This is a genomic window from Bradyrhizobium sp. Kon10 (assembly GCF_055807395.1).
In genome coordinates, this window is the sequence record NZ_JBVVOZ010000032.1 from 59,999 (window position 1) to 77,322 (window position 17,324).

Consider the following 17,324-nt stretch of genomic DNA (forward strand, 5'->3'; position numbering starts at 1 on the left):
CGCGAACCCGGAATCTCGAGATTCCGGGTCTGGTCCTTCGGACCATCCCGGAATGACGAAACAGCTGCGCAGTTAGATCACCTTGCTCATCGCAACGGCTGTGTCGGCCATGCGGTTCGAGAAACCCCACTCGTTGTCGTACCAGGACATCACGCGCACCAGCGTGCCGTTCTGCACCTTGGTCTGGTCCATGTGGAACGTGGACGAGTGCGGGTCATGGTTGAAGTCGATCGAGACGTTCGGCGCGGTGGTGTAGCCGAGAATGCCCTTGAGCTGCTGCTCGGAGGCACGCTTCATCGCCTCGTTGATTTCCTTCGGGTCGGTGGCGCGCTTGGCGACGATCTTGAGGTCGACGACCGAGACGTTCGGGGTCGGCACGCGGATCGCGACGCCGTCGAGCTTGCCCTTCAACTCCGGCAGCACCAGGCCGATCGCCTTGGCGGCGCCGGTCGAGGTCGGGATCATCGACATCGCAGCCGCGCGGCCGCGATAGAGATCCTTGTGCATGGTGTCGAGCGTCGGCTGGTCGCCGGTATAGGCGTGGATCGTGGTCATGAAGCCGGTCTCGATGCCGACCAGGTCGTTCAGCACCTTGGCGATCGGCGCGAGGCAGTTGGTGGTACAGGAGCCGTTGGAGACGACCAGATGGTCCCTGGTCAGCGTATCGTGGTTGACGCCGTAGACGATGGTGGCGTCGGCGCCATCGGCCGGCGCGGAGACCAGCACCCGCTTGGCGCCGGCGGTCAGATGCGCCGAGGCCTTGTCCTTCGAGGTGAAGATGCCGGTGCACTCCATCGCGATATCGATGCCGAGGTCCTTCCAGGGCAGCTTCGAGGGATCGCGCTCGGCCGTGACCTTGATCTTGTTGCCACCGAGGCTGATCGTGTCGCCCTCGACGGTCACGGTTCCAGGAAAGCGGCCATGGACGCTGTCGAAGCGCAGCAGGTGCGCGTTGGTCTCGACCGGGCCGAGGTCGTTGATCCCGACCACCTCGATGTCCTTGCGGCCGGACTCGGCGATAGCCCGCAGGATGTTGCGGCCGATGCGGCCAAAACCGTTGATTCCGACGCGGACTGCCATGTTCGTCTCCTTCAATGACCGTTGTCATCCCGCACAACGCGCTAGCGCCCCTGCGAGGGTTTTTCAGGGCGGACGCCCGGTTCGGCCGGGCGGGGCGTGATCATATGGGAAGTTAGGTAGTCCTTTTTTCCGGCAATCTCAACTCTCAGGAAAGGCGTTTCACGACGGCGTTAACCGCGGCCTCGGCGGTAATGCCAAAGTGCTGGAATATCTTGTTCAGCGGCGCGCTGGCGCCGAACGAGTGCATGCCGATGAATTCGCCGTCCTGGCCGATCACGGCGTCCCAGCCCCAGCGCACGGCGGCCTCGATCGCGACCTTGATCGGCGCCTTGCCGATGACCTCGTCACGGCGTTCCTTTGGTTGCGCTAGCAGCAGCTCGAGCGAGGGCACCGAGACCACCCGTGTCGGAATGCCGCGCTCCGCAAGCTGCTTCTGGGCCGCCACCGCCATCTCGACTTCGGAGCCCGAGGCGAACAGCGTTGCCTTGGCTTCGCCTTGCGCGGCGACCAGCTCGTAAGCGCCGTATTGGCAGGGATTCTCATTTGTACTGGTGCGCAGTTGCGGCAGGTTCTGCCGCGTCAGGGCCAGCACCGTCGGCCCGTCGATGCGGTTCAGCGCAAGCTCCCAGCACTCGGCAACCTCGATGGCATCGCAGGGGCGGAACACCCGCATGTTGGGAATGGCGCGGAGCGCGGTGAGATGCTCGACCGGTTGATGGGTCGGGCCGTCTTCGCCGAGGCCGATGGAATCGTGGGTCATCACATAGACGACGCCGGTCCCCATCAGCGCGGCAAGGCGCATCGCGGGCCGCGCGTAATCGGTGAACACCAGGAAGGTGGCGCCGTTCGGCGCGAAGCCGCCGTGCAGGAAGATGCCGTTCATGGCGGCACACATGCCGTGCTCGCGAATGCCGTAATGGATGAAGCGGCCTTTCGGCGTCTTGGCGGAGAACGCGGTCGCCGACTTCGCCTTGTTGTTGTTGGAGCCGGTGAGGTCGGCCGAGCCTGCGAGGAATTCCATCGGCATGGCGCCGGCAATGACTTCGATCACCGCTTCCGAGGATTTGCGGGTCGCCGCATTCATCGGCTTTTCCAGAAGCTCCTTCTTGTAGGCTTTGAATGCCTTCGCGAGCGCGGCCGGACGCTCATGGCGCAAGCGTCGCTCGAACTCGGCGCGCTTGCGGCTGCCGAGCTCACCGAGCCTTGCTTCCCATTCCTGCCGTGCCGATGCGCCGCGGCTGCCCGCCGCGCGCCATGCCTTGAGAACATCGTCCGGCACCGAGAACGGCTCGAGCGAAATGCCGAGATTTTCCTTGGCCGCCTTGAGCTCGTCGGCGCCGAGCGCCTCGCCATGGGCCTTTGCGGTGCCGGCCTTGTGCGGCGCGCCGAAGCCGATGGTGGTGCGGCAGGCGATCAGCGTGGGCTTGCTGGATTTTTGCGCGCGGGTGAGCGCGGCGGCGATCGCGGCCTGGTCGTGGCCGTCGATCTTCTCGGCCGCCCAGCCGGCCGACTTGAAGCGCTTCACCTGGTCGACCGAATCGGAAATCGAGGTCGGGCCGTCGATCGAGATGCCGTTGTCGTCGTACAGCACGATCATCTTGTTGAGCTTCCAGTGCCCGGCCATGGCGATCGCTTCCTGCGAGACGCCTTCCATCAGGTCGCCGTCGGACGCGATCACATAGGTATGATGATCGACGATCTTCTTCCCGAACTCGGCCGCGAGCATCTTTTCGGCCAGCGCCATACCGACCGCGGTCGAGATGCCCTGGCCGAGCGGGCCGGTGGTGGTCTCGATGCCCTTGGTGTGGCCGTGCTCGGGATGCCCGGGCGTCAACGATCCCAGCTGCCGGAAATTCTTGAGCTGGTCGATCGTCATCTCGGAGCTGCCGGTGAGATACAGCAGCGCGTAGAGCAGCATCGAGCCGTGGCCGGCGGAGAGCACGAAGCGGTCGCGGTCGGGCCAATCGGTTGCGGCGATGTCGAATTTCAGGAACTGCGTGAACAGCACGGTGGCCATGTCGGCGGCGCCCATCGGCAGGCCCGGATGGCCCGATTTCGCCTTCTCCACGGCGTCCATCGCGAGGCCGCGGATCGCGTTGGCCATACGGTTGTGGTCGACCTGCGTCATGTCTGAAATCCGTCTGAAATGAGGCGCTTGTGGCAGTATTCGCCGCGCCGGAAGGAGGCTTTCGGCCGCTGGGGGCGCGGCTGGAATAGCATCTCGGTTCCGGCAGGCCAAGGCAATCAAACTCCGGTTTGGCCGTAAAAGTTGCCTGCGGGATGATCCGAAAAATGGGAGGCCGGTTTTCCGGCCAGAGACGCTCAGGAAGGAACTGCTCGGCCGGGGCGGATCTCAATCCCGATTGATCAGTGCATAGTTTCGCGGCGGCGTTGCGCTCGGCTAGCTTGCCACGTAAATTTCTGGTTCTAACCGCTTGCCGAACCGAGTCTTTTGCCGGGCGGCAAGCTCCAGGAACGCCCATTGGGCAAGGCCACAGGTCCGCCGCTGACTGCATGAACGATCGCGTTTCCAACAGCTCTGCCATGACGGAGTCGTCCGCCGTCGAGATCGAGATCGCGACCCGCAGGCTCATGGCGGCGCTCGACTCGCTCGAAAGTGCGGTCGAGCGGCGGCGCGATGCCGATCGCGACGAGAACGAGCTCGCGACGCGGATCCAGGCGCTCGGCGCGGATCGCTCGCGTCTTGCCGACGAGCTCGACGGCGCACTCGTGAAGGCGCGCAAGCTCGAGCGCACCAATCGCGAGATCTCCGATCGGCTGGATTCCGCGATCGTCACGATACGCTCGGTACTCGATACCGGAGAGGACGGATGAGCCACATCAACGTCACCATCAATGGCCGGCAATATCGCATGGCCTGCGAAGAGGGCGAGGAGGTGCGGCTGCTGAAGCTCGCCGACAGCCTGGAGACACGGATCCAGTCGCTGCGCGGAAAATTCGGCGAGATCGGCGATGCACGGCTCACCGTGATGGCGGCACTGACGGTCTGCGACGAGCTGATGGACGCCGGCAACCGCATCCGCACCATGGAGCAGGAGCTCGGCGAGCTGCGGGATTTCCGCAACGCCGCCGTCGAGCGCGCCCGCATGACCCAGACCGCCGTGGTGAATGCGCTCAACGCCGCAGCCGAACGCATCGAGAAATCGACCCAGGTCCTGAACCGCACCGTCGGCAACGGGATTGCGATCGGGTAAGGGAAGAGCCCCGATAGTTGCCTCGAAGCTGGTGCGCTCCCTCCCCCGCCTGCGGGGGAGGGTTGGGGAGAGGGTGTTTCCGCAGAGAGACTCCCAACGAGGAGAGAACCCTCACCCGGCGCTCCGCGCCGACCTCTCCCGCAAGCGGGAGAGGTGAGCGGCAACTGCAAGCCGGGCTGGCGATTCGTCAGTATCGTTGTTACATTGCGCAAGCGAGGCTGCGACGCGCGTCCGGAGCCATATATCCCCGGGGCCTTATCGATCCTTTAGGGAACTGTCCCTGGCCGGGCCCGTGGGCCCGGACATATGGTGCCCACCTACTTTCGTAGGGAACTCCGGGATCGAGCGCTTCAACGGCGTTTGCGGCTTCGCACTGTTGTTTGCTTGGTTGTCCTTGTTGAAACGACTGCGGCCGGTTCAACAGGTGTCATGCCCCGGCTTGACCGGGGCATCCAGTACGCCGCGGCCTTTGTGTGAATCATCGCCGCCTCTGGAATACTGGATCACCCGCTTTCGCGGGTGATGACGAAGGGACCGAGCGCACATGTCCAACACCAAAGCCGAACTCCGCGCCAAAGCGCTCGCCAAACGCGACGCGCTGAGCGACAAGAAACGCACCAGTGCCGCCGCAAAACTCGCCAAACGCGGGCTGCCGTTCAAGCTGTTGCCGGGCAACATCGTCTCCGGCTACGCGCCGATCCGCAGCGAGATCGACCCGGCGCCGCTGATGCGGAAACTCGCCGAAGAAGGCGCGCGGCTGGCGTTGCCTTGCGTCACCGCACGCGGCCAGGCGCTGGTCTTCCGCATCTGGCATCCGAACGACCGGCTGATGCTCGGGCCGCTCGGCATTCCCGAACCGTCGCCGGCCGCCGCTGAAGTTGTTCCCGACATCATGCTGACGCCGCTTGCGGCTTTCGACCGTCTCGGCCACCGCATCGGCTACGGTGCGGGGCATTACGACTTCACCTTCGCGCATCTGCGCAAGACCAAGCAGATCGTCGGCATCGGGCTTGCGTTTGCGGCGCAAGAGATCGAGGCCGTTCCGGCACTATCCCACGACGTCGCGCTGGATTATGTGCTAACGGAATCGGACGCATTCGATTTCCGGAGTTCTGAACTTGCGCATTCTGTTCGTGGGTGATGTCGTCGGCCGTAGCGGGCGCAACGCCATCGCCGAATATCTGCCCGGCATGGTCAAGGACTGGTCGCTCGATTTCGTCGTCGTCAATGGCGAGAATTCGGCCGGAGGCTTCGGCATCACCGAAGCGATCTATCAGGAATTTCTCGATGCCGGCGCCGATGCGGTGACGCTCGGCAACCATTCCTGGGACCAGCGCGAGGCGCTGGTGTTCATCGAGCGCGCCGAACGCCTGGTGCGGCCGGCCAACTATCCGCGCGGCACGCCCGGCCGCGGCGCAGCCCTGGTCGAGACCAAGAACGGTAAGCATGCGCTCGTCGTCAACGCGCTCGGCCGCGTCTTCATGACCCCGTTCGACGATCCCTTTGCGGCGCTGGAGCGCGAGCTCGGCGCCTGCCCGCTCGGCGTTGCCGCCGATGCCATCGTCGTCGATTTTCATTGCGAGGCGAGCAGCGAGAAGCAGGGCATCGGCTTCTTCTGCGACGGTCGCGCCAGCCTCGTGGTCGGCACCCACACCCACGTGCCGACCGCCGATCACCAGATCCTCAGCGGCGGCACCGCCTACATGACCGATGCCGGCATGACCGGCGACTACGACTCCATCATCGGCATGCAAAAGGAAGAGCCGCTGCGCCGGTTCACGTCGGGCATTCCATCCGGCCGCTTCGAGCCGGCCGCCGGCGTCGCGACGCTCAGCGGCGTAGCGGTGGAAACGGATGACGCAACGGGACTCGCACTGCGCATCGCACCAGTGCGCGCGGGCGGTCGGCTCGAGCCGGCAACGCCGAAGTTTTGGTTGAGCTAGCTCTACAAATTCAGTGTCGTCCCGGCGAAGGCCGGGACCCATACCGCGTGATCTATCGCTCGCGGATGGTGCCAGTCCCGAAACAATCAGCCTTCGCCAGACGACCGCCTGTGGCTATGGGTCCCGGCCTTCGCCGGGACGACGCAGAAAGAATGACGCGCGAGATCGCGACTCACGCGACGGGCCTAAAGCGCGATCTGCGCGACGTTCGGCCAACGACCGAAGCTGCGATGCGACTACCCAATTTGCGGATGATGCTATCGTGCGCCTGTTTTGCCCGACGGGTCAACGCCTTTACCAGCGACGTGGAATGCCTGTTGGTCCTATCGGTCGAGCCGCGGGTTCGCCTCACCTCGCCCGCTTGCGGGAGAGGTCGGCGCGAAGCGCCGGGTGAGGGCTTTCTCCACCTTGGGATTGTCCCGTTGCGGCAACACCGTCTCGCCAGCCCTCCCAGGCAAGCGGGGAGGGAGCGCACCTTCTCCATGGCAACCAGCCAAGGCCAGTTTCACCTCGCTGTAAGCCGTTGATTCCGCACACCCCGGCTACTGTGCATGGGGTTGTTTTGCAGCTTTAGAGACACGCCAGGCGCTGTCGCGGTGGCCCTCAGCCCTGCCGATATCCCATCCGGAACGCGCCCCAGTGCTTGCCGTGGACCACGATCGGCGACGACAGATCCTTCATCAGCACGAACTGTCCGCCGCCCATCTCGCGCCGATAGGTTTGCAGCAGGAACGGCTTTGTATTCGCTGCGACCTTTTTCACCGCGCGATCGGTGAACAGGCGGCGGTTGCGGCAATTGGCGTTATTCCACACCGGGTCCTTGCCCTGGGGCAGGCGGTAGTTCGGATTGTGCGTCGGCAGATAGCCGTGCCTCGCCCAGGCGACGCAGAACACGATGCGGGGATCGGATTTCTGGATCGGGTCCTGGATCGCGGGCAGCACGCGATCGGTGAACGCGACATAGTTGGTGAGATATTGCTTGGGATCGGTGCCCGCGATCTCCCGATAGGATTCGTCCATGAGCTGATCGAGCGTGATCTCGCCGCGATCGATCGCGGCCTCGAACTCGCCCGAGATGCGTTTGGCGGTATCCACGACCGTGCGTATCAGCGGCGCGTCCGAGGTCTCGACGCCGCTGTCGGCGATCAGTGCGATCAGGCCTTCGGACGTGTCGAGCAGTTTCGTGACCCGCTGGTCGGCGTTCTTGAGATCGCGCGACGACAGGTCGACGCCCTTGGCGAGCTCGTTGAGCTCGTTGATCACGGTGTCGCAATGGCCGAGGTTGGAGGTCGCGGCGCGCGTGACACTGTCGATCTCGGCTTCCACGGACGCAAAGCCCTGCTGCACCCGTGAGATGATGCCGGAGATCTGCTGGGCGCCTTCGCCCGCGGTCTTGGCGCGCAGCGAGGCGTCGCCGCTCTCGCCGATCAGGCCCTCGATCTGGCCGTCGAGGTCGCGCACGGTGTCGGAGATCAGGTGCGTGGCCTGGCGGGTGGCTTCGGCGAGGTTCTTCACCTCGCTTGCGACCACCGCGAAGCCGCGGCCGGCATCGCCGGCGCGCGCCGCCTCGATGGTGGCGTTGAGCGCAAGCAGATTGGTTTGCTTGGCGATCGCCTCGATCGAGCCGGACACCTTCGCGACCTGCGCCAGCGCCGAGCCGACCGCGCTCAAGCGCGCCTCGATCCGCCCCACCGCCGCGACGAGCTCGGAGATGTGGCTGACGGCGGTGTCGACGGCGTTGCGCGACTGGGCGATCTCGCCGACCGCCGCTGAGGTGGTCAATTGCACCGCCTGCGACGCATTGGCGATGTCGTGATTGGCCGAGACCATGGTCTCGGCCGTCTGCTGCAGGTGGTGGAACCGTTCCGACTGGTTCGCAACGCGGCTTGCGACCTCCTGGACGTTGCCGGCGATGTCGGCAAGCTCGACGCCGAGACCGCCGATGCGGTCGGCAAGCTGGTCGATCAGGCGCTCGGCCATCGTCCGGTTCGATCCGGTGTCCAATACTGCAAGCTGCGCGAGGGACATGTACGGGCTTATCTCCAGGCGGAGCCGTTGATCGGCTCACCGCGGCATTCCCATTCCCATTCCAATTCCGACTTTAAGCGGTGATTCGCTCAGCAGGTCTTGCCTGAGCGTGCACTACAGCTTGTAGGCCGTCCTGAATCCGCCCCAGTGCCGGCCCTGCACGCGGATCGGGACATCGATCTCGCGCATCATCACCGTGTTACCGTTACCCATATCGCGCGCATAGCTCTGGATCAGATACGAGCGCTGGTTTTGGGCGGCGGCCAAGCCGGCCGGGTCGTTGAAGATACGCCGGTTGCGGCAGTTCGCTGCGTTCCATACGGCGTCGCCCGGCCGCTGCGGATGCGAATAGATCTTGTTGTGGACCGGCAGGAAGCCATTGCGGTCGACCATGGCGCAGAACGCCATGCGCGGCTCCTTCGCGAGAAACGCTTCCTGGAACGGCGGCAGCGCGCGGTCGGCCCAGTCGAGATATCTGGTGCGGTATTGCTGCGGATTGCTGCCGGCGATTTCGGCGTAGTCGGTGTCAAAGAGGTCGTCGATCCTGACCTCGCCGCGCGCAACCGCCTGCTCGTAGATCGCGGTCAGCGCGGTACCCGCTTCCATGGCGCGGGTGACGAACTCGGTGTTCTCCTCGTGGATCGACCACAGCCTGTCCTCGATCTTCTCGCTGAGCTCGGCATTGGGCGCGACGAAGTGGGTGCGGGCCCCGGCCTTGGATTGTTCGACCACGCGCAGGCGGCAGGCGCCGACGCCTTCGAGGCTGCCGTCGATGATCGTCTGCGGCGCAAGCCGGCCGGCGTCCGCGCCGCCGATCAGCACGCCGTCCATCGCGATCTCGTAGACCGGCATCACGCCGCGTGCGCTCTCGAATTTGAGATGGCAGGGCAGCCGCTCGGTCTTGCGGCGATCGTCGTGCTCACTCTGCTTGAGCAGCACCGCGCAGCGCGATTTCAGCTTGCGTGCGAACGTCGTCACCGCCTTGCCGGCGCTGGCGACGTTCTCGCCATGGGTTTCGGCCGCCTTGGTCGCGGCGTCGATTTCGGCGGCGCTCTCGCCGACCGAGATGATGAATTGCGATGCGCTGGCTGCGTTGCCGGAGACCTCGCTGGTGGTCGCGTTCTGCTCGGCCACTGCGCCGTTGACGGTGTCGAACACCGGGCGGATCGCCTCGATCGCCTGCGAGATGCGATGCACGGCATCGGCTGACCCTGCGGCATCGCGCTGCAGCGCGTCGATCTTCCTGGAAATCTCTTCGGTGGCGCCCTGGGTCTGCACCGCGAGCGCCTTAACCTCGGTGGCGACCACCGCGAAGCCCCGGCCTGCAGCACCTGCGCGCGCGGCCTCGATGGTCGAGTTGAGCGCGAGCAGCGTGGTCTGCCGTGCGATCTGGGCGATCAGGTTGACGACATTGCCGATCGCCGCGGAGGATTCGCGCAGGCGGTCGACATTGGCGCGCGCCTCCTGTGCCGCGGCGCTGGCCTCGTCGGCAAGCTTGCCGGCCTCGCGGACCTGCGCGCCGATGCCCTGCGCCGATTGGGTGAACTTCTCGGCGGCATGGGCGAAGGTCGAGGCGTTCGACTGCGCGGCATTGGTCCGTCCGGTCAGCGCGTCGGTGCGCTGGCGGATGTCCACGAGCGTCGCGGCGGTCGCCTCCGCGCCGCCGGCCACCGAATTGGCGGCGCGCTCGAGCTGGCGGATCATGGCGCCCAGCTCGAGTTCCAGCAGTTCCAGGATTTCCCGGGCCGAATCGCCCTCGGCGGCCGAGGTGGGTTGGGAACCGGCGGCCGGCTGCGCAGCTAGCGGGGCTGCCGCGGGCGCGGCCGAATCCGGCAGACGCTTCTGAAACAATGCGAACGCCATCGGGTCACTCTTTTCGGGAGACGGGTCGACGTTATTTTCGCAGCCCGGGATGAAATCAGGGTTAACGTTGCCTGACTTCTAGGCAAAGGACGCTACGGTATTACCTTAAAGTCGTAGAGCCTCTTTCATTCCGGTGGCTTGGCGGCCTATAAGGCCGCGCTTCCCACGCTCACCTTGGCTGACACTTCCCTCACGAGACCACGCATGGCCGGACATTCCCAATTCAAGAACATCATGCACCGCAAGGGGCGGCAGGATGCCCAGAAGTCGAAGCTGTTTGGCAAGCTGGCGCGGGAAATCACTGTCGCGGCCAAACTCGGCACGCCCGATCCCAACATGAACCCGCGCCTGCGCGCGGCCATCATCGCGGCCCGCCAGGAGAACATGCCGAAGGACAATATCGAGCGCGCCATCAAGAAGGCGCTCGGCAATGACGGCGAGAACTATGACGAGATCCGCTACGAGGGCTACGGCCCCGGCGGCGTCGCCGTCATCGTCGAGGCGCTGACCGACAACCGCAACCGCGCCGCCTCCGACATCCGCTCCTTCTTCACGAAATCCGGCGGCAACCTCGGCGAAACCGGCTCGGTCGCCTTCATGTTCGACCGCACCGGCATCATCGAATACGACCGCAGCGTCGCCTCCGACGATGCGATGCTCGATGCAGCGATCGAGGCCGGCGCCGACGACGTGATCTCCGGCGAAGGTGGTCACGAGATCTACGCCTCGACCGAAAGCTATCGTGATGTCGCCAAGGCGCTCGAAGCCAAGTTCGGCGAGTCGCGCAAGGCCGCACTGGTCTGGAAGCCGCAGAACACCATCGCGGTCGACGACGAGACCGGCGAGAAGCTGTTGAAGCTGATGGACCTGCTCAACGAGCATGACGACGTCCAGCACGTCTACGCCAATTTCGAGGTGTCGGACGCGCTGATGGCGAAGATGGGCGGCTAGCGGCGTTCCCCTCGGACGGTGCGCTCGCTCGTGCGGCGAAAGGCGAAGAGGGTTGCGCCGCTTTCCCCTGTTACTTCCGTTCTGTTTCTGTTTCCCCCGCGACGGTCAGCCGCTATCACTGGCGCATGACTGCGCTCCCGATTCGTGGCCCCGTTCGCATCATCGGCATCGACCCCGGCCTGCGCCGCACCGGCTGGGGCGTGATCGAGTCCGAGGGCAATCGCCTCATCTACATCGCCTGCGGCTCGGTGGAACCGCCGGACGACCTCCCGCTCGCAAGCCGCCTGCTGGCGATCCATGAAGGGCTCGCCACGATCTTGTCCGAGCACAAGCCGATGGAAGCCGCGGTCGAGCAGACCTTCGTCAACAAGGACGGCGTCGCGACGTTGAAGCTCGGCCAGGCCCGCGGCGTCGCCATGCTGGCGCCCGCGATGTTCGGTATCTCTGTCGCCGAATACGCGCCGAACCAGGTCAAGAAAACCGTGGTCGGCGCCGGTCATGCCGACAAGCAGCAGATCGCGATGATGTTGAAGATCCTGCTGCCCAAGGCCGAGCCGCCGTCGGCGGATGCCGCCGATGCGCTCGCCATTGCCATCACGCATGCGCATCACCGCCAGAGCGCCGCGCTGCGTTTGAAAGTGGTGGGGATATGATCGGCAAGCTCAAGGGTCTGATCGATTCCTACGGCGAGGATTACGTCCTTCTCGACGTTGGCGGGGTCGGCTATCAGGTGCATTGCTCGGCGCGCACATTGCAGCATCTGCCCTCGCCGGGCGAGGCGGCCGTGCTCTCGATCGAGACCTATGTCCGCGAGGACCAGATCAAGCTGTTCGGCTTCCGCACCGATCAGGAGCGCGAATGGTTTCGCCTGCTCCAGACCGTGCAGGGCGTCGGCGCCAAGGTCGCGCTGGCCGTGCTCGGCACGCTGGCGCCTTCCGATCTCGCCAACGCGATCGCGCTGCGCGACAAGGCCGCGGTGGCGCGCACGCCCGGCGTCGGGCCCAAGGTCGCCGAGCGCATTGTCACCGAGTTGAAGGACAAGGCGCCGGCCTTCGCCAACGTCGATCCGGCCGTCGTGCATCTCGCCGGCGCCATCGACGACCACCGCGCCCCGCGTCCGGTGGCGGATGCGATCTCCGCGCTGGTCAATCTCGGCTACGGCCAGCCGCAAGCGGCCGCCGCCATCGCATCGGCATCGCGCAGCGCAGGTGAGAATGCCGAGACGGCGCAGCTCATTCGCCTCGGCCTGAAGGAGCTCGCGAAGTGAGTGCGGAAATGGTCAATCTCGTAGGGTGGGCAAAGCGAAGCGTGCCCATCATCTATAGAGCGATCAGCGACATGGTGGGCACGGCGCGAAGAGCGCCTTTGCCCACCCTACGATCTTGCGGAGTCCGCTGAGTGAGCGATCCCAAGGCCCCCCGCATGGTCACGCCCGAGCGCCGCAGCGACGATGTCGGCGACACCGCGCTGCGGCCGCAATCGCTGTCCGATTTCGTCGGCCAGCAGCAGGCGCGCAAGAATCTCTCGATCTTCATCGAGGCGGCGCGCAAGCGCGGCGAAGCGCTGGATCACGTGCTGTTCGTCGGTCCCCCCGGCCTCGGCAAGACCACGCTGGCCCAGATCGTGGCCAAGGAACTCGGCGTCGGCTTTCGCGCCACGTCAGGCCCGGTGATCGCCAAGGCCGGCGATCTCGCGGCACTGCTGACCAATCTCGAGGAGCGCGACGTGCTCTTCATCGACGAGATCCATCGCCTGAGCCCGGCGGTGGAGGAAGTGCTCTACCCCGCCATGGAGGATTTTCAGCTCGACCTCATCATCGGCGAGGGTCCGGCGGCGCGCTCGGTGAAGATCGAGCTGTCGAAATTCACCCTCGTCGGCGCCACCACGCGTGCCGGCCTGCTCACCAATCCCTTGCGCGATCGCTTCGGCATCCCGATCCGGCTCAACTTCTATACAATCGAGGAGCTGGAAAGCATCGTCACCCGCGGCGCGCGCGTGCTCAATGTCGGCATGAGCGCGGATGGCGCCAACGAGATTGCGCGCCGCGCCCGCGGCACGCCGCGCATCGCCGGTCGCCTCCTGCGCCGCGTGCGCGATTTCGCCTCGGCGGCCGATGCCACGTCGATCGACCGCGAGATTGCCGACCACGCGCTCAGCGCGCTTGAGGTCGACGCCGCCGGCCTCGATGCCATGGACCGCCGCTATCTCACGACTATCGCGATGAACTATGGCGGCGGCCCGGTCGGCGTCGAGACGATGGCCGCCGCGTTATCCGAGCCGCGCGACGCGATCGAGGACATCATCGAGCCCTATCTGATCCAGTGCGGCTATCTCCAGCGCACCCCGCGCGGGCGCCTGCTCACCTCGCACGCCTTCCGCCATCTCGGGATAGCCGAACCCTCGCGCGATGCGGCGCAGTTCGGCCTGTTCGGGACGGACGAGAGCAACGACTGATAGCGAGGTCGTGAACTTCCGGTCATCTCTGTGCAGGCGATTTGCACGAGCGCACCCCAATTCCGCTCCAATCGGTCCGCATCACGAATAGCGCATCACCATCGGGCCTCCATGATCTCGCGGCGTCATCTCATCCGTTCCATCGGCGGTCTGTCCGCCCTCAGCGTCTCCACCGCTGCCTACGGCGTCGGCGTCGAGCCGGTGCTCCGGCTCAACGTCAGCCGCTATCATCCAACGCCACGACAATGGCCGGCGGATTTTCCGCTGAAGATCGCCGTGATCGCCGACATTCATGCCTGCGATCCCTGGATGTCGCTGGAGCGGATCGAGGCCATCGTCGATTGCACCAACGCGCTCGGCCCCGATCTCATCGTACTGCTCGGGGATTACGTCGCCGGTCATCACCATGTCACGCGCATCATCCCGGCCGGTGAATGGGCGAGGGTGCTGACCGGCCTCAAGGCGCCGCTTGGTGTTCATGCGGTCATGGGCAATCATGACTATTGGGACGACAAACTCGTGCAGCGGGCCGGGCAGGGGCCGACGGTCGCCCATCGCGCGCTGGAGGCGGCCGGCATACCCGTCTACGAGAACGACGTCGTGCGTCTCACCAGGGATGGCCGTCCGTTCTGGCTCGCCGGTCTGGGCGATCAGCTTGCCTTTATGCCGGCGCGGCGCCTCCGGAGCGCGGGGCGCTTCGGCGTCGACGATCTCGCCGCGACACTGGCAAAGATTACTGACGACGCACCGGTGATCCTGCTTGCGCATGAACCCAACATCGCGCCGCGCGTGCCCGCGCGCGTCGCGCTGCAGCTGTCCGGCCACACCCACGGCGGCCAAATCCGCCTGCTCGGCTGGTCGCCGGCCGTTTCGCCGCAGCATGGGCTGCGGCTGGCCTATGGCCATTTCCGGCTGAAATGCGACGTCATCATCTCCGGGGGCCTTGGTTGCAGCATCCTCCCGGTCCGCGTCGGCGTGCCGCCCGAAATCGTCGAAGTGACGCTGGGGCGAGGGCCGGCGCTGGCGTAAGCATGGAATTCTGCATCAAATGATGTCATATTTGATGTAGAGGTGCTGCCATGAGAACCACAATCGCGATCGACGACGAGTTATTTGCCAAGGCGCGGGAGTTTGCGGGTGTCAGTGAAAAGTCGGCTGTTATCAGGGAAGCCCTGAAGGCCTTCGTTGAACGGGAAGCCGCACGTCGTCTCGCGCGGATGGGGGGTGCTGAACCCAACGCGAAAGCTCCACCGCGTCGCCGGCCCAAATGAGCGTCTTGGCGGACACGTCGATCTGGGTCGACCACTTCCGTCGAGCGGATGCGCAGCTGGCTGGCCTCCTCGATCATGGAGACGTCGTTATTCATCCGTTTGTGATAGGCGAATTGCTCCTGGGAGGCGTGCCCAAGGTTTCCGACTTGCTCGACGATCTGAATTCCCTTCCCAGGGCGACGATCGCCAGCAATGACGAAGTCCTCGAGTTTATAGTCAAACGGAAGTTGTCCGGGTTGGGGATCGGATATGTCGATGCCCACTTGCTGGCATCGACGATGTTGACGATCGAGGCCTCGATCTGGACGCGTGACAAGCGATTGCTTGCAGCCGCTCGTTCGCTGAAATTGGCTGCCGATATCCAATGAGTGACCTCATGTCCCATCTCGACGGCGAGATCCGCGACGGCCGTCACCACATGCAGGTGCGTGTTTATTACGAGGACACGGATTTCCCTGACTTGCCATTGTCGTAGTATGCAAACGTGCTGATCTCTCGCTCCTTGCCGCGGTTTTCGGGAAAAAGGTTCTTTCCGTAAAGCGCGGAGCTGTTCAGGTAGGGCGTATATTCGTAGGGCATACGCTTGCGAACCGGATGCACTACTATGCATTCAATCAAGTTGCGGAAGGCAATGCGAGTTTCGATCGCCTTCGGATTGGTTTTGAGCGCGGTAATAAGCTTTCTAACCTCCGAGCGGTATCGGTCATTGAATTTCGGGCGATCGAAGCCATTCACATTTTCTCCGCCACCGCCCAGCAGCCGCAAGCGCTGTTCAACGCTTTCCCGCTCCAGGTCGCACTCATCGATCCGCTTGAGCAATTCGTCCGGCTTGCGGCGGCTACTTGCGATGGCATAAGAGAGGCGTTCGATCTCGGTAGTCAATACGCGGTGTCGACGCTCTAGCTTACTGTGTTCGCTGCCATTGTTCCGATCGTTTTTGCGCTCCTCCTTCCAAGCACGCATCGCCTCTTCAATGGCTTTCGGCGAAAGCAATTTCGTTTGGATTTTCTCGGAGGCATCCTCGAGCAGAACGTCCATATCAAAGCTACGGGTGTGCTCGCAGGTGCCCCGCTGATGCGCGCTCGCGCATGCCGCGCGCGGTGCACCGTTACGCGAGGATTGAGCGATTCGCATATGGCCATTGCAGACGCCACACCGGAGCACACCGGCAAGCGGGTGCTCAGTGTTGCGCGGACTCACGGCGCGACGCCGCGGCTTGCCAGTCGGTCCGAACATAGATACGGCGCGCACGCTACGAACCTTCTGCGCTACATCCCAGAGCACTTGCGGAACGATCCGCAGCTCTGGCTTTTTGACTATAATGTGGCGTTCTGCCGGATTGCGGCGCTTCTGCTTCTTCTGCGTCTCTGGGTTGAGAATTGTCGAGCGAACGTTCCAATGTATCTCGCCGATATATAATTCGTTGCCGATAATGCCGCGACCATGCCGACCGCCTGTGATGCACTGATGGTTCCAGGTAGTGCGGCCGGCCTTGTTCTTGTGACGAGTTGCCCCTGGTGAGGGCACGCATTCGCGGGTGAGGTCAGCGGCGATAGTTCGGGTCGAGCGGCCCGCTGCATATTCATTGAAGATGCGGAGCACAATCTTTGCTTCGTTCTCATCGATCACGCGTTCGCCAGGCGCGCCCGGCCTCGGCCGATAACCATAGGCGTATGAGCCAGGAATTCTTCCGTTGGCAACAGCGTTGTCATGGCCGCGCCGAACCTTTTCGGCGAGCTGCGGCTTGTAAATCGTGTTGTACAGACTTGCGATGCTGATGTCAGTGGCGGTCGCGTAGACTCCTTTCTGATCCATCAGCTCAACGCCGTTGAACTCGAAAACCTGCTTGAGACGCTGGATGGTTGCGGGATCGCGCGACAAGCGGTCGTAATGCTCAACGACGACTACGTCAAACTCCTGGTTTCGCACACCGTTGAGCAAGCGCTGATAGCCGTCCCGCGCACCTTCGGTAAGACCAGATTTTGCGGCATCCACAAACTCGCCGATGACATCGAGGTTGTTGCGCAATGCGACCTTGCGGCAGAGTAATAGCTGACCCTCAATCGAGCTCGCCTTTTGCATGTCGCTCGAATAGCGCGCGTATATTACGGCCGTTTTCTTCGATGACGGTGTCGTCATGCCGGTCCTCTATCGGCTGCCCCGAGCCATGATTTTCATCCCGTGCGATCTGACGTCCGATGGCGCGCGCCAACTCAAACCAGATTTCCTCATTGTCCGGATTATCCCAGCTCCGAGGATGGGAGGGGGCAAGCGGTCGAATGGTCGCTCGTTGTCTTCGGAAAGATCGGATGCGGGTAGGCATTTGCAAACTCGCGAGCGGAAGCTAGCGTAAATTTCCGCGCTGCGCTACGGCCAAGCCGCAGCGATTACTCGCAACGCTTCCCTCATGCTGACTTCGGCAGCGTCGAATGAAAATGTAATTCGTCCTCCGTGAAGAATTCCCAAGTCATTGATTTGGAATCTGGAAGCGGCGCATTAGCGTCATCGGGTTTGCCGAG

General features: G+C 64.0%; 16 protein-coding genes, 1 other RNA gene and 1 pseudogene. 13 read left to right on the forward strand and 5 right to left on the reverse strand.

Annotation, left to right across the window (positions count from 1 at the left end):
- Window positions 1–72: 72 nt before the first annotated feature.
- Both gap and tkt read right to left on the reverse strand, forming a co-directional pair.
- Window positions 73–1,080, reverse strand: coding sequence for a type I glyceraldehyde-3-phosphate dehydrogenase (gene gap / locus AC0L2O_RS30150; protein WP_409190693.1), 1,008 nt, complete (start codon window positions 1,078–1,080; stop codon window positions 73–75).
- A 145-nt stretch (window positions 1,081–1,225) separates the two neighbouring features.
- Window positions 1,226–3,217, reverse strand: coding sequence for a transketolase (gene tkt / locus AC0L2O_RS30155; RefSeq protein ID WP_473372318.1), 1,992 nt, complete (start codon window positions 3,215–3,217; stop codon window positions 1,226–1,228).
- Between the two features lie 377 nt (window positions 3,218–3,594).
- On the opposite strand from tkt, the gene AC0L2O_RS30160 reads away from it, so the two are divergent.
- The 5 genes from AC0L2O_RS30160 to AC0L2O_RS30180 all read left to right on the forward strand — a co-directional run bounded on the left by AC0L2O_RS30160 (window position 3,595) and on the right by AC0L2O_RS30180 (window position 6,238).
- Complete coding sequence (locus tag AC0L2O_RS30160; protein WP_045002587.1) at window positions 3,595–3,915, forward strand: DUF4164 domain-containing protein; 321 nt, start codon at window positions 3,595–3,597, stop codon at window positions 3,913–3,915.
- A complete protein-coding gene (locus AC0L2O_RS30165) occupies window positions 3,912–4,295 on the forward strand; it encodes a cell division protein ZapA (protein ID WP_369726419.1) in 384 nt (127 codons plus the stop codon). Before AC0L2O_RS30160 ends, AC0L2O_RS30165 begins: the two co-directional genes overlap by 4 nt.
- A gap of 212 nt (window positions 4,296–4,507) precedes the next feature.
- Window positions 4,508–4,668: non-coding RNA, 6S RNA (gene ssrS / locus AC0L2O_RS30170), on the forward strand.
- A gap of 171 nt (window positions 4,669–4,839) precedes the next feature.
- On the forward strand, window positions 4,840–5,436 hold the full coding sequence (locus AC0L2O_RS30175; RefSeq protein ID WP_473372309.1) for a 5-formyltetrahydrofolate cyclo-ligase: 597 nt from the start codon (window positions 4,840–4,842) through the stop codon (window positions 5,434–5,436).
- On the forward strand, window positions 5,414–6,238 hold the full coding sequence (locus tag AC0L2O_RS30180) for a TIGR00282 family metallophosphoesterase (protein ID WP_369726417.1): 825 nt from the start codon (window positions 5,414–5,416) through the stop codon (window positions 6,236–6,238). The genes AC0L2O_RS30175 and AC0L2O_RS30180 overlap by 23 nt, the downstream gene beginning before the upstream one ends.
- 603 nt (window positions 6,239–6,841) lie before the next feature.
- Here AC0L2O_RS30180 and AC0L2O_RS30185 read toward each other — a convergent pair.
- Together AC0L2O_RS30185 and AC0L2O_RS30190 are read right to left on the reverse strand one after the other, a co-directional pair.
- Window positions 6,842–8,266 carry a methyl-accepting chemotaxis protein gene (locus AC0L2O_RS30185; RefSeq protein ID WP_473372310.1) on the reverse strand — a complete coding sequence of 475 codons (1,425 nt, stop codon included), beginning with the start codon at window positions 8,264–8,266 and terminating at the stop codon, window positions 6,842–6,844.
- 114 nt (window positions 8,267–8,380) lie between these two features.
- The gene (locus AC0L2O_RS30190) at window positions 8,381–10,129 is read right to left on the reverse strand and encodes a methyl-accepting chemotaxis protein (protein ID WP_473372311.1); all 1,749 of its coding nucleotides are present in this window, start codon (window positions 10,127–10,129) and stop codon (window positions 8,381–8,383) included.
- A 204-nt stretch (window positions 10,130–10,333) separates the two neighbouring features.
- Here AC0L2O_RS30190 and AC0L2O_RS30195 point away from each other — a divergent pair, with 204 nt between their 5' ends.
- The 8 genes and pseudogenes from AC0L2O_RS30195 to AC0L2O_RS30230 form a co-directional block, all read left to right on the forward strand.
- Window positions 10,334–11,080, forward strand: a complete 747-nt coding sequence (locus tag AC0L2O_RS30195; RefSeq protein ID WP_369726414.1) for a YebC/PmpR family DNA-binding transcriptional regulator — start codon at window positions 10,334–10,336, stop codon at window positions 11,078–11,080.
- 125 nt (window positions 11,081–11,205) lie between these two features.
- The gene (gene ruvC, locus AC0L2O_RS30200; RefSeq protein WP_369726413.1) at window positions 11,206–11,733 is read left to right on the forward strand and encodes a crossover junction endodeoxyribonuclease RuvC; all 528 of its coding nucleotides are present in this window, start codon (window positions 11,206–11,208) and stop codon (window positions 11,731–11,733) included.
- Window positions 11,730–12,347 carry a Holliday junction branch migration protein RuvA gene (gene ruvA, locus AC0L2O_RS30205; RefSeq protein WP_473372312.1) on the forward strand — a complete coding sequence of 206 codons (618 nt, stop codon included), beginning with the start codon at window positions 11,730–11,732 and terminating at the stop codon, window positions 12,345–12,347. The genes ruvC and ruvA overlap by 4 nt, the downstream gene beginning before the upstream one ends.
- A gap of 131 nt (window positions 12,348–12,478) precedes the next feature.
- Window positions 12,479–13,534 carry a Holliday junction branch migration DNA helicase RuvB gene (gene ruvB / locus AC0L2O_RS30210; protein ID WP_473372313.1) on the forward strand — a complete coding sequence of 352 codons (1,056 nt, stop codon included), beginning with the start codon at window positions 12,479–12,481 and terminating at the stop codon, window positions 13,532–13,534.
- A gap of 111 nt (window positions 13,535–13,645) precedes the next feature.
- A complete protein-coding gene (locus AC0L2O_RS30215) occupies window positions 13,646–14,563 on the forward strand; it encodes a metallophosphoesterase (RefSeq protein WP_473372314.1) in 918 nt (305 codons plus the stop codon).
- A gap of 50 nt (window positions 14,564–14,613) precedes the next feature.
- Window positions 14,614–14,805, forward strand: coding sequence for a type II toxin-antitoxin system VapB family antitoxin (locus tag AC0L2O_RS30220; RefSeq protein WP_369726409.1), 192 nt, complete (start codon window positions 14,614–14,616; stop codon window positions 14,803–14,805).
- On the forward strand, window positions 14,802–15,173 hold the full coding sequence (locus AC0L2O_RS30225; RefSeq protein WP_409190688.1) for a type II toxin-antitoxin system VapC family toxin: 372 nt from the start codon (window positions 14,802–14,804) through the stop codon (window positions 15,171–15,173). The genes AC0L2O_RS30220 and AC0L2O_RS30225 overlap by 4 nt, the downstream gene beginning before the upstream one ends.
- Window positions 15,170–15,259: pseudogene (locus AC0L2O_RS30230) on the forward strand (acyl-CoA thioester hydrolase); the annotation flags it as partial. The gene AC0L2O_RS30225 and the pseudogene AC0L2O_RS30230, both read left to right, overlap by 4 nt.
- Here AC0L2O_RS30230 and AC0L2O_RS30235 read toward each other — a convergent pair.
- Window positions 15,241–16,944, reverse strand: a complete 1,704-nt coding sequence (locus tag AC0L2O_RS30235) for a recombinase family protein (protein ID WP_473372315.1) — start codon at window positions 16,942–16,944, stop codon at window positions 15,241–15,243. The pseudogene AC0L2O_RS30230 and the gene AC0L2O_RS30235 overlap by 19 nt on opposite strands.
- Between the last annotated feature and the right edge of the window lie 380 nt (window positions 16,945–17,324).